11 protein-coding genes are annotated in these 11869 nt (G+C 72.9%); 7 read left to right on the plus strand and 4 right to left on the minus strand.

From position 1 onward, the window contains the following. The 4 genes from ABEB16_RS11260 to ABEB16_RS11275 form a co-directional block, all read right to left on the minus strand. On the minus strand, window positions 1-512 hold a 512-nt coding region (locus ABEB16_RS11260), incomplete at its 3' end, for a hypothetical protein (RefSeq protein ID WP_345712345.1). A 2-nt stretch (window positions 513-514) separates the two neighbouring features. Further along, window positions 515-1420, minus strand: a complete 906-nt coding sequence (locus ABEB16_RS11265; protein ID WP_345712346.1) for a carbohydrate ABC transporter permease — start codon at window positions 1418-1420, stop codon at window positions 515-517. Continuing rightward, entirely contained in the window at window positions 1420-2403 is a 984-nt protein-coding gene (locus ABEB16_RS11270; RefSeq protein WP_345712347.1) for a carbohydrate ABC transporter permease, read from the minus strand. Before ABEB16_RS11270 ends, ABEB16_RS11265 begins: the two co-directional genes overlap by 1 nt. 46 nt (window positions 2404-2449) lie before the next feature. Next, window positions 2450-3814 carry an ABC transporter substrate-binding protein gene (locus ABEB16_RS11275; RefSeq protein WP_345712348.1) on the minus strand — a complete coding sequence of 455 codons (1365 nt, stop codon included), beginning with the start codon at window positions 3812-3814 and terminating at the stop codon, window positions 2450-2452. Between the two features lie 433 nt (window positions 3815-4247). On the opposite strand from ABEB16_RS11275, the gene ABEB16_RS11280 reads away from it, so the two are divergent. The 7 genes from ABEB16_RS11280 to ABEB16_RS11310 all read left to right on the plus strand — a co-directional run bounded on the left by ABEB16_RS11280 (window position 4248) and on the right by ABEB16_RS11310 (window position 11722). Beyond that, window positions 4248-5519, plus strand: coding sequence for an ABC transporter substrate-binding protein (locus tag ABEB16_RS11280; protein WP_345712349.1), 1272 nt, complete (start codon window positions 4248-4250; stop codon window positions 5517-5519). After that, a complete protein-coding gene (locus ABEB16_RS11285) occupies window positions 5516-6466 on the plus strand; it encodes a carbohydrate ABC transporter permease (protein ID WP_345712350.1) in 951 nt (316 codons plus the stop codon). Before ABEB16_RS11280 ends, ABEB16_RS11285 begins: the two co-directional genes overlap by 4 nt. Beyond that, complete coding sequence (locus tag ABEB16_RS11290) at window positions 6463-7380, plus strand: carbohydrate ABC transporter permease (RefSeq protein ID WP_345712351.1); 918 nt, start codon at window positions 6463-6465, stop codon at window positions 7378-7380. The genes ABEB16_RS11285 and ABEB16_RS11290 overlap by 4 nt, the downstream gene beginning before the upstream one ends. 4 nt (window positions 7381-7384) lie before the next feature. Then, window positions 7385-8017, plus strand: coding sequence for a hypothetical protein (locus ABEB16_RS11295; protein WP_345712352.1), 633 nt, complete (start codon window positions 7385-7387; stop codon window positions 8015-8017). A gap of 108 nt (window positions 8018-8125) precedes the next feature. Continuing rightward, window positions 8126-9241 (plus strand): winged helix DNA-binding domain-containing protein, encoded by a 1116-nt coding sequence (locus ABEB16_RS11300; protein WP_345712353.1) that lies wholly within the window; start codon window positions 8126-8128, stop codon window positions 9239-9241. Between the two features lie 196 nt (window positions 9242-9437). Continuing rightward, window positions 9438-10214 (plus strand): (Fe-S)-binding protein, encoded by a 777-nt coding sequence (locus ABEB16_RS11305; RefSeq protein ID WP_345712354.1) that lies wholly within the window; start codon window positions 9438-9440, stop codon window positions 10212-10214. Next, on the plus strand, window positions 10211-11722 hold the full coding sequence (locus ABEB16_RS11310; protein ID WP_345712355.1) for a LutB/LldF family L-lactate oxidation iron-sulfur protein: 1512 nt from the start codon (window positions 10211-10213) through the stop codon (window positions 11720-11722). The genes ABEB16_RS11305 and ABEB16_RS11310 overlap by 4 nt, the downstream gene beginning before the upstream one ends. Window positions 11723-11869 lie beyond the last annotated feature (147 nt).

The raw sequence follows: 11869 nt of genomic DNA on the forward strand, positions 1-11869 counted from the left end.
GCGAGGGCGGCCGCACCGGCGGGCGGGACCCGCAGCAGCGCCGTCCACCCCAGGGCCAGCGCGGCGCGCCAGGTCCGGCCCGGTCCGTCGGCCAGCCGGGGCACCGCCAGCAGCACGACGGCCAGCAGCACGGCCGCGACCGCCCACAGCACCGCCAGGCCCGCGCCGCCGCCGGGTACCGCGCCGCTGCGCAGCCAGTGCCGCTCCAGGGTGAACACCACGACCGCCAGCGCGCCCGCGACGCTCACCAGCGCCCCCGGCAGCAGGCGCCGGACGAACTCCCGGCCCACCTCGGACCAGGGCGGCAGGTCGTCGTGGTCCGCCCAGTGCCCCACCGCCCGGGAGAGGGTGGCCACCACCGCACCGGCGGTCAGCACCGGCAGGCACGCCAGCGCCGCCAGCACCCCCAGCAGGGAGAGCTCGGAGATCCGGCGCAGCTGCTCCTTCCAGCCCCGGCCGGAACCCGTGGGCTCCACCGGGCGCACGCGGGGCCGGCGGGCGGCGGTGGCCACGCTCAGCCCTTGATCCCGCTGGTGTTGATGCCCTCCACGATGAGCCGCTGGAAGACGAGGAAGAAGAGGAACACCGGGATCAGCGACAGCACCGACATCGCGAACATCGGGCCGACCGCGTTCTGGCCGCTGGAGTCCAGGAAGAGGCGCAGGGCGATCGGCACCGTGTACTTGGAGAGATCGTTGAGGTACACGAGCTGGGTGAAGAAGTCGTTCCACGTCTGGATGAACGAGAACACCGTCGTGGTGACCAGCGCGGGCTTCGTCAGCGGCAGCACGATCCGGAAGAAGGTGCTGAACGGGCCGCAGCCGTCGATGGCCGCGGCCTCGTCGAGGGTGCGGGGGATGCCGCGCATGAACTGCACCATGAGGAAGACGAAGAACGCGTCGGTCGCCAGGAACTTCGGGACGATCAGCGGCAGCGTCGTGTCGATCCAGCCCAGGGAGTTGAACAGCACGTACTGCGGGATGACCAGCACGTGGTGCGGCAGCAGCAGCGTGCCGATCATGATCGCGAACCACACGCCGCGCAGCGGGAAGCGCAACCGGGCGAACGCGTAGGCCGCCAGGGCGCAGGAGACGACGTTGCCGACGACGACGCCGACGGACACCACCACGCTGTTGAGGAAGAACCGGGCGAAGCTGGCGTCCGGGATGCCCGTCCAGCCGTCGGTGTAGTTCCCGGGCGAGAAGGACCTGGGCAGGATGTCGACGTTGTTGGCGATCTCCTGGGGCGACTTGAAGGACGTGCCCACCATGTAGGCGATCGGGTACAGCGCCACGACCAGCAGCGCGACGAGGACCACGTGGGCGGCGGTGCCGGCGTACCAGGGACCCCGCGACCGCGCGGGCGGCGCCTGCTGCGGGGCGAGGGGCGCGGCGGCCAGGGTGCTCGGGGCGGTGGTCATCAGTGCTCCCCCTCATCGGCGTAGTGGACCCACAGGGAGCCGCTGCGGAAGACGATCGCGGTGATGACGCCCAGGACCAGGAGGAACACCCACGCCATCGCGGAGGCGTAGCCCATCTGGAAGTCGCCGAAGCCGCGCAGGTACAGGTACAGCGTGTACAGCAGGGTGGAGTCCGCCGGGCCGCCGGTGCCGCCGGAGATGACGAACGCCGCGGTGAAGCCCTGGAACCCCGCGATCGTCTCCAGCACGACGTTGAAGAAGAGCACCGGGGAGAGCATGGGGAAGGTGATGTGCCAGAACTGCTTGAACCGCCCGGCCCCGTCGAGGGACGCCGCCTCGAACATCTCGGCCGGGATCTGCTTGAGGCCGGCCAGGAAGATGACCATGGGGGCGCCGAACTGCCAGGCGGCCAGCAGCACGAGGGTCCACAGCGCGGTGGACGGGTTGGTGATCCAGCTGCGCCCCTCGACGCCGACGAACCCGAGCACCTCGTTGATCGCGCCGGAGCCGCCGAAGATGGTCTGCCACACGATGGCGATGGCGACGCTGCCGCCCAGCAGCGAGGGCACGTAGTACAGCGAGCGGTAGAGGCCCACGCCGCGCCGGTCCCGGTACAGCAGCAGCGCGGCCCCGAGGGCCACGGCCAGCTTGAGCGGCACCGAGACCAGCGCGAAGAGCAGCGTCGCCCGCACCGCGTTCCAGTACTGCGGGTCCTCGGTGAACATGCGGACGTAGTTCTCGAGCCCCACCCACGTGGGCGCCGACAGCAGGTCGTAGTCGGTGAAGCTGAGGTAGAGGGAGTACAGCATCGGCAGCAGGGTGATGCCGAAGAGCCCGACGAACCACGGGGTGAGGAACGCGTACCCGGCGACGGCCTCGCGCTTCCTGCGGGCGCTGGCCGCCCGGGACGGCGCGGTGCCCACCACCGGGGGTGGCGATCCGGTCGCCCCCGCGGGGGGTCGCCGGTTCACGGTGTCGGCCATCGGGGCGCTCCTGTCCGTCGTGGTTCGGAGGTCGTCGGGCGGGTCGTCAGCTGCCCGCCCGCTCCAGGGCGGCGGTGGCCTGGGTGACGAACTCCTCGGCGGCCTGCTGGACGGGCTGCCTGCCGAAGCCGACGTTCTCCGCGGAGGTGATCAGCAGCTTGACCATCTCCGCGTCGCCCTGCGCGGGCACCGGCGGGGTGTCGCCGGCCTCGGCGGTCACGCGCTCGTCGAAGGCGACGACGTACTTGAGCTGGTCCGAGAAGCTCGGCGCGATGGCATCGCTGACCTTGCTGCTGGGCGGCAGCCCGCGCTCGGTGCCCAGCGCGGCGCCGGCCTCCTCGTCGTTGACGAAGAAGTTGATCACGTCGATCGCCGTCGCCACGTTCTCGCCGCGGGCGTAGGCGGTGAAGAACTGCGAGGGCCGGGAGTAGTTGCCCTCGAGCGGGCCGGGCAGCGGCACGAGGACGAGCTCGTGGTCGGTGGCCTTGGCCAGCTCGGTGAGCTGGTTGTCGTAGCTGAAGCTGGTGGCCGTCTGCTTGGTGGCGACGGTGTTCTTGGAGATGTCACCGGAGTTGGCCGGCTGGGCGACCTCGGCCGGGGTGGCGCCGCCGCTGTCGCGCAGGTCGGCCCACATCTGGAACCACTCCTCCACGTCGGCCGTGGTGAAGCCGGGCTTCTGCCCGTCGTAGAGGTTCTTGCCGTTCTGCCGCAGCCACGGCTCGAACCAGCTCATGTTGGCGCTCTCGTCGCGCACGCCCCAGACCTTGCCGCCGGTGGCGGTCGTGACCTGCGCGGCCCAGGCGGCGAACTCGTCCCAGGTGGCCCAGCCGGTCTCGGCGGGCAGCAGCCCGAGGGGCTCCAGCAGCGTCTTGTCGACGGCGAGGGCCTGGGTGTTGGAGGCCAGCGGCACCGCGAACAGCTTGCCGTCGACCTCGCCGGTGCCGAGCAGCTTGGGGTCGATGTCGTCGACCTTCAGCGTGCCGCCCTTGGCCTCGGTGAGGTCGGCGAGGAGCTTCTTGTTGGCGTACTCGCGCAGGGCCCGGTTGTCGATCTGGATGATGTCGGGGGCGTTGCGGCCGGCCGCGGAGGTGTTGATCTTGTCGTAGTAGCCGCTGTAGCCCTGCCACTGCGTCTTGAAGGTGACGTTGGGGTGGGCCTTCGTGTACAGGTCCAGGACCTTCTGGGTGTTCTCCGCGCGGGCCGGGCCACCCCACCACGCGACGGTCAGCACGACGGGCTCGGTGGTCTCGGGGGCGCCCGTGGCCTCCGCCTCGCCCTCGGCCGCGGACCCGCCGCCGCACGCGGCCGTGCCGAGCAGGGCGAGGGCCAGGGCGCCGGTGAGGACGGCGCGTCGTGCCGGACGGGCCGTCGCGCGCTCGTGGGACGCCTCGTGCCTGCTGACCACGGTCATGATGATCTCCTTCGATCTCTGACGGTTCCGGGCCGCTGCCCGGGGGCGGACCCGCGACCATTAGCGCAGCGCGCCCCGCCTCCGTCAAGCGCTTTCCGCAAACGTTTTCAGCGTGTCGCGGCGGGGTCCGCAGCACCCGCCGGGCGGCGCCGCGGGGGCGTGCGCGGCCCGCGGCGGCAGGCGGGCACCCGGGGTGCGCGAGCCGGCGGGGGCACCCGGGGAGGTGGACGGCGCGCGCATCGCGCGGGCGCGGGGACGTACCCTCGAGCACGGCACCGAGGGGCGGCGCCGGGCACGCGGGTGGCGACTTCATAACGTTTCAAGTCCCCCCTTGACCTGGGCAGCCCCGGCCTCCTACCGTCCCGGTAAGCGCTTCCCACCCCGGCGGTCCGTCCCGGGCCGTCGTCCCTGCACGAGCAACGGAGCTCAGACGATGAAGAACCGACCTCTCCTCGCCGCAGCCGCCGCGCTCGTGGCCACCCTCGGTCTCACCGCGTGCGGTGGTGGCGGCGACGACAACGCCGCCGCCGAGGAGTCCGGCCCGGTCACCCTCACCTACACCTGGTGGGGCAGCCAGGACCGCGCAGACCGGATGACCAAGGCGATCGCCGCCTTCGAGGCGGCCCACCCCGACATCAAGATCAACCCGAGCTTCACCGACTACGAGGGCTACTGGCAGAAGCGGTCCACCGAGGCCGCCGGCGGTGACCTGCCCGACGTCATGCAGTTCGACATCTCGTACCTGCGCCAGTACGCCGACCGCGGCGCGCTGCTCGACCTCGGCGACGTCGACATCGACACCAGCGGCATCGAGGAGTCCCTGCTGCCGTCCGGCCAGATCGACGACGCCACCTACGGGCTGCCGATCGGCACGAACGCCTTCGGCCTCTTCTACAACCCCGCCCTCCTCACGCAGGCCGGCGCCCAGCCCCCCACCGACGACATGACGTGGGACGAGTACAACGCCTGGATCCAGGACGTGACCACCAAGAGCGGCGGCGCCGTCTTCGGCGGCGGCGACTACACCGGCACCCTGTGGATCTTCGACATGTACCTGCGCCAGCAGGGCAAGCAGGCGGTCACCGAGGAGGGCGAGATTGGCTTCACGAAGGCCGAGCTCAAGGAGTGGTGGGAGTCCACCGCCGGGCTGCGCTCGGCGCAGGCGGTCGTCTCCGCCGAGAGGACCACCCAGCTGCAGCCCAAGTCCGTCTTCGGCGCGGGGGTCGCGGCCAGCGAGCAGAGCTGGGACAACTTCCTCGCCGGCTACCTGACCGACACCGGGGCCGAGAAGCTGGAGATCATCACGCCGCCGAGCGACACCGACGAGTCGGGGCTGTTCCTCAAGGCGTCGATGGCCTACTCCATCGGCGCGAACACCGAGCACCCCGAGGCCGCCGCGGAGCTGGTCGACTTCATGCTCAACGACCCGGAGGTCGGGAAGATCTTCGGCACCTCCCGCGGCGTGCCCGCGTCGTCCAAGCAGCGCGACGCGATCACCTTCGAGGGCGCCGACGCCCAGATCGTGGCGTACGAGGAGTCCATCGCCGACGAGCTCGGCGAGAGCCCCGCGCCGCTGGCCATCGGCTTCGGCACCCTGGAGTCCAACTTCAAGCGCCTCGGCGAGGACATCAACTACGGCCGCACCAGCGTGGACGACGCCGTCGAGGAGTGGTTCACCGAGGCAGAGTCGGCGCTGCAGCAGTGAGCACCGCCGAACTGGAGCGCCAGCGCCCCGCCTCCCCCGCCGTGCCCGCCGGTCTCCGGCGGGCACGGCGGGCGGAGACCCGCACCGGCTACGCCTTCCTCGCCCCCTGGCTCATCGGGTTCTTCGTCCTGACCGCCGGGCCGATGCTGGCCTCGCTGTACCTGGCGTTCACCGACTACAACCTGTTCCGGGCACCGCAGTGGGTGGGGCTGGAGAACTTCCAGCGGCTCTTCGAGGACAAGCGCTACATCCAGTCCGTGAAGATCACGCTCATCTACGTCGTCCTCGGCACGCCGATCAAGCTGGCGGCCGCCCTGGCGGTGGCGCTGCTGCTCGACTCCAGCCGCCGCGGGCAGAGCTTCTACCGCTCGGCCTTCTACGCCCCCTCGCTCATCGGGGCCAGCGTCTCCATCGCCATCGTGTGGAAGGCGATGTTCTCCGACGGCGGCATCGTCGACCTCGGCCTGACGGGCCTCGGCTTCCCCGGCGAGGGCTGGGTCGGCAACCCCGACCGCACCATGCCGATGATGATCCTGCTCACCACCTGGCAGTTCGGCGGCCCGATGGTCATCTTCCTCGCCGGGCTCAAGCAGGTCCCCCGGGAGCTGCACGAGGCCGCGGCGGTGGACGGCGCCGGGTCGCTGCGCCGCTTCTGGAACATCACCGTGCCGATGCTGTCGCCGGTCATCTTCTTCAACCTGCTGCTGGAGACGATCAACGCCTTCCAGATCTTCGCGTCGGCTTTCATCATCTCCAACGGCCAGGGCGGCCCGGCCGGCTCGACCCTCTTCTACACGCTGTACCTCTACATCCGCGGCTTCGGCGACTCGCGCATGGGCTACGCCTCCGCGATGGCGTGGCTGCTCGCCGTCGTCATCGGCCTCATCACCCTGGTCATGTTCCGGACCTCCAGGTCCTGGGTGCACTACAGCGGGGAGTCCAAGTGAGCACCGCCACCTCGACCACGACGGCCACCGCCGTCGCCGCCCCCCAGGGGCGGCAGCCGGCCCGGGCGCGGCGGCAGAAGGGGGCGGTGGCCAGGTCCGCCGCCGTCCACCTGGTGTCCATCGCCGTGCTGGTCGTCGTGCTCTACCCCGGCGTCTGGATGATCGTCTCCTCGTTCAAGCCGACGAACGAGATCGTCGGGGACGCCTCGCTGTGGCCGAGCAGCGCCAGCTTCGACAACTACCGCACCGCGCTGGGCGGCATCGGCGGGATCTCCGCGTGGACCTTCGCGTGGAACTCGCTGCTGCTGGCGGTGCTGTCGGTCGTGGGCACGGTGCTGTCGTCGGCCGTGACGGCCTACGCCTTCGCGCGCATCGAGTTCGCGGGCAAGCGCCTGTGGTTCGCCCTCATGATCGGCACGCTGCTGCTGCCGTTCCACGTGCTGATCATCCCGCAGTACATCGTGTTCCAGAAGCTCGACCTGGTGAACACCTACGTGCCGCTGCTCGTGGGCAAGTTCCTCGCCGGGGAGGCGTTCTTCGTCTTCCTCATGGTGCAGTTCATGCGCAACCTGCCCCGGGAGCTGGACGAGGCCGCGCGCATCGACGGCTGCGGGCACGTGCGCATCTTCACCAGCATCATGGTGCCGCTGCTGCGCCCGGCGATCATCTCCTCGTCGATCTTCGCCTTCATCTGGAGCTGGAACGACTTCCTCGGGCCGCTGCTCTACCTCAACGACCCGAACAAGTACCCCCTGCCCCTGGCGCTGCGGCTCTTCGTCGACCAGACCAGCGTCTCCGACTACGGCGCGATGATCGCCATGTCGGTGCTCGCCCTGCTGCCGGTGCTGCTGTTCTTCCTGCTGTTCCAGCGCTTCCTCGTCGAGGGTGTCGCCACCCAGGGCCTGAAGGGCTGAGGACGTGACCGCCACGACGGCCGCCGCGGACCCCGCGGACCCCGCGATGCCGGCGGGGGACGCGGGGCCGGGCCGGCGCTCGGCCCGGGACTCCTTCGAGCTGTTCGCCGAGTGCCTGCTGACGGGCGTCGTCGTGGCGGTGCTGGCCGTGCCGCTGGTGACGCTGCTGCCCGTCGTCGCCGCGGCGGTGCGCCACCTGCGCCGGGTCCACGAGGGCGAGGGCGGCGGGGTCCGGGTGCTGCTGCGCGAGACCGCCCGCGCCTGCCGCGGCTCGTGGGCGGTGTCGGGCGCGCTGCTCGCCCTGCTGGCGGTGCTCGGGCTGAACGCGGTGGTCGCCGGCGGCGGACAGCTGCCGGGGGGCGCGGCGCTGCGCTGGGTGATGGTCGCCCTGGCCGCGGCCGCCCTCGTCGTGGCGCTGCGCGCGGCGGCCACCTGGTCGCCGGGGGCGTCCTGGCGGGCGCTGGTGACCCGGGCCGCCGCGCGCTCGGCGCACGACCCGGGCGGCTCGGTGCTGGTGGCCGCCGCCTGCGGCCTCGTGGGGCTGCTGGCCTGGATGCTGCCGCCGCTGGTGCTGCCGGGCGCCGGGATCGTCGTCCTCGGCCTGCTCGCCGTCGAGGGCCGCCTCGACCGCCGCTGACCCGCTCCCCGATCCGCTAGGGAAGGCCCCTTCCCGTCGCCCGCTCCCCTCCGGCGGCGTCGGGAAGGGGCCTTCACGCGCGGGTGACGCGGCCGTACCGTGCTGTCGGTGATCCCCGTGCTGTCCCGGCGCGCGCTGGGCCGGGCCACGCTGGCCCGCCACCTGCTGCTGGAGCGAGCACCCCTCGACCCGGAGACCACGGTGCACGACCTGCTCGGCCTGCAGGCCCAGGTGCCCGCCGTGCCCTATACCGCGCTGTGGACCCGGCTGGCCGACCCCGACCCGACCGCGGCCTCCGCGGCGCTGTCCGCACGCCGCCTCGTGCGCGCGGCGACCCTGCGCACGACGGTCCACACCCTCACGGCCGCCGACGCCCTGCTGCTGCGCCCCCTCGTGCAGCCGGTGATGGAGCGCACGTTCGCGGGCACGGCGTGGGGCCGGGCGCTGCGCGGCCACGACATCACCCCGGTCCTCGCGCACGCCGCCGCGCTGGTGGCGGAGCGGCCGCGGACGCGGGCCGAGCTCGCGCCGCTGCTGGCCGGGCGCTCCGGCCACCTCGACGCCGAGGCCCTGTCCTGGGCCTTCAGCTACCTCGTGCCGGTGGTGCAGGTGACGCCGCGCGGGCTGTGGGGCGCCTCCGGCCGGGCGGCCCTGACGACGCTGGAGCACTGGCTGGGCCGGCCGGTGCCAGAGTTGGAGCGCGGCACGGCGCTGGAGGAGGTGGTGCTGCGCTACCTGCGCGCCTTCGGCCCCGCCGCGGTGCGCGACGTGCAGGCGTGGTGCGGGCTGACCCGGCTGCGGGAGGTGGCGGAGCGGCTGCGGCCGCGGCTGCGGCGGTTCCGCGGCGAGGACGGCGCGCAGCTTTGGGACGTGCCCGACGGCGTGCTGCCGGGTGAGGACGTGCCTGCGCCGGTGCGCTTCCTGCCCGAGTACGACAACGCGACCCTCGGCTACGCCCACCGCGCCCGGGTGGTGGCCGACGCCGAGCACATCCCGCTGCAGGGCGGGCCGGGCGGCGCGGTCGGCACCGTGCTCGTCGACGGCCTGGTGAGCGCGACGTGGGCGCTGCACCGCACCGCGGGCCCTGGCGGCACGGCGCTGCTGCACGTGCGACCGTCGCTGCCGCTGGGCGCGGCCGCCGGCGACGTCGAGACGGAGGGCGAGCGGCTGCGCGCCTTCCTCGCCCCCGGCGCAGCGGGCGAGGTGCGGCTCGCGACGGCGTGACCCTCCCACCACCCACCTCCAGGCTCGGGCGCTCGGACCGGTCCCCCCGGCCACCCGAACCCGGAGACGCGCGCGAAGGGGCAGGGAAGGTCCGCCTTCCTGGCGCGTGGCGGCTCCCCCGACGTACTGTGGTCAGACCACAGCACGCGTCCGCCACGCCGGACACAGCGCCCGTCCACCGCCGCCCGGGAGAGCCATGCGCATCGCCCTCTTCGTCACCTGCCTCGCCGACGCGCTCACCCCGGAGCCGGCCAAGGCCACCGTCGCCCTGCTCGAACGCCTCGGCCACGAGGTCACCTTCCCCACCGCCCAGACCTGCTGCGGGCAGATGCACACCAACACCGGCTACCTGCGCGAGGCCGCCCCCGTCGTCCGCCACCACGTCGAGGTCTTCGAGCGCGCCCTGGCCGACGCCGACGCCGTCGTGGCCCCCTCGGGCTCCTGCGTCGGCTCCGTGCGCCACCAGCACGCCATGGTGGCCCGCCGCGCCGGCGACGAGGACCTCGCCCGCCGCGCCGAGGCGGTGGCCGCCAAGACGTACGAGCTGTCCGAGCTGCTCGTCGACGTCCTCGGCGTCACCGACGTCGGGGCCTACTACCCGCACCGGGTCACCTACCACCCCACCTGCCACTCGCTGCGGATGCTGCGGGTGGGCGACCGCCCCCTGCAGCTGCTGCGCAACGTCCGCGGCCTGCGCCTCGTCGAGCTGCCCGAGGCCGAGTCCTGCTGCGGCTTCGGCGGCACCTTCGCGCTGAAGAACGCCGACACCTCCACCGCGATGCTCGCCGACAAGCTGCGCAACGTCGCCGCCACCGGGGCCGAGATCTGCTCTGCCGGGGACTCCTCCTGCCTGCTGCACATCGGCGGCGGCCTGTCCCGGCTGCGCGTCGGCACCCGCACCGTCCACCTCGCGGAGATCCTCGCCGCCACCGAGGACAGCGCATCCACCGCTCAGGAAGGAGCCCGCCGGTGACCACGTTCCTCGGCATCCCCCGCCGGGCCGACGCCGCACCCGACGCCGGGCCGCTGCGCGGCAGCACGACGTTCCCCAAGGCCGCCCGCACCGCGCTGGCCGACACCCAGCTGCGCGCCAACCTCGGCCACGCCACGAGGACCATCCGCGGCAAGCGGGCCGCCGTCGTGGAGGAGGTCGCCGACTGGGAGGAGCTGCGCGACGCCGGTTCCGCCATCAAGGCGGACGTGATGGCACGCCTGCCCGAGCTGCTGGAGCAGCTGGAGCAGAACGTGACCGCCCGCGGCGGGGTCGTGCACTGGGCGCGCGACGCCGCCGAGGCCAACCGCATCGTCACCGACCTGGTGCGCGCCACCGGCTCCCGCGAGGTGGTCAAGGTCAAGTCGATGGCCACCCAGGAGATCGGGCTCAACGAGCACCTGGCCGCCGAGGGCATCGAGGCGGTGGAGACGGACCTGGCCGAGCTCATCGTGCAGCTCGGCGGCGACCGCCCCAGCCACATCCTCGTCCCCGCCATCCACCGCAACCGCGCCGAGATCCGCGACATCTTCCGCCGCGAGATGCCGGGGATCGACCCGGCCGTCTCCGACTCCCCCCGGGAGCTGGCGATGGCGGCGCGAGCGCACCTGCGGCAGAAGTTCCTCTCCGCCCGCGTCGCCGTCTCCGGGGCCAACTTCGGTGTCGCCGACAGCGGCACCCTCACGGTCGTGGAGTCCGAGGGGAACGGGCGCATGTGCCTGACGCTGCCCCGGACCCTCATCACCGTGATGGGCATCGAGAAGGTCGTGCCCACCTGGCGCGACCTGGAGGTCTTCCTCCAGCTGCTGCCGCGCTCCTCCACCGGCGAGCGGATGAACCCCTACACCTCGATGTGGACGGGGGTGACGCCGGGCGACGGCCCGCAGGAGTTCCACCTCGTGCTGCTCGACGCCGGCCGGACCCGGGCGCTGGCCGACGAGGTGGGCCGCGCGGCGCTGCACTGCATCCGCTGCTCCGCCTGCCTCAACGTCTGCCCCGTCTACGAGCGGGCCGGCGGGCACGCCTACGGCTCCACCTACCCCGGCCCGATCGGGGCGGTGCTCACCCCGCAGCTGACGGGCATGGGCGGCCACGCCGACCCCAACGCCTCGCTGCCCTACGCCTCCAGCCTCTGCGGCGCCTGCTTCGACGCCTGCCCCGTGAAGATCGACATCCCGGAGCTCCTCGTGCACCTGCGGGCGCGGGCCGTGGAGACCGAGCGGGAGGACCGCCGCGCCCGCCACGTGCCGCCGAGCGCGGAGGCCGCCGCGATGGCCGCCGCGTCGTGGGTGATGAGCGGCGAGAAGCGGTTCGGGCTCGCCGAGCGGGCTCTGGGTGCGGGGCGCCTGCTGGCCGGGAAGGATGGCCGGATCACCGCCGCGCCGCCACCCCTGTCGGGGTGGATGCGCAGCCGCGACGCCCCGGCGCCGCCGGAGGAGACCTTCCGGCAGTGGTGGGCGCGCACCCACGAGGAGGAGGACCGCACGTGAGCAGCGGCGAGGGCACCAGCGCCCGCGACGAGGTGCTGGCCAGGATCCGCGAGGCCCTGGCGGCCACGGAGGGGCAGGAGCCCGGCGAGGTGCCGCGCGCCTACCGCGCCACCGGCGAGCACGCGCCCGGCTCGGAGGCGGTGCTGG

It is taken from the genome of Kineococcus glutinatus, assembly GCF_039542765.1.
GTDB lineage: Bacteria > Actinomycetota > Actinomycetes > Actinomycetales > Kineococcaceae > Kineococcus_A > Kineococcus_A glutinatus.

Coding starts and splice junctions, on each gene's coding strand:
- ABEB16_RS11265 (WP_345712346.1), bottom strand. CDS start 1,420: ATGACCACCGCCCCGAGCACCCTGGCCGCCGCGCCCCTCGCCCCGCAG.
- ABEB16_RS11270 (WP_345712347.1), bottom strand. CDS start 2,403: ATGGCCGACACCGTGAACCGGCGACCCCCCGCGGGGGCGACCGGATCG.
- ABEB16_RS11275 (WP_345712348.1), bottom strand. CDS start 3,814: ATGACCGTGGTCAGCAGGCACGAGGCGTCCCACGAGCGCGCGACGGCC.
- ABEB16_RS11305 (WP_345712354.1), top strand. CDS start 9,438: ATGCGCATCGCCCTCTTCGTCACCTGCCTCGCCGACGCGCTCACCCCG.
- ABEB16_RS11280 (WP_345712349.1), top strand. CDS start 4,248: ATGAAGAACCGACCTCTCCTCGCCGCAGCCGCCGCGCTCGTGGCCACC.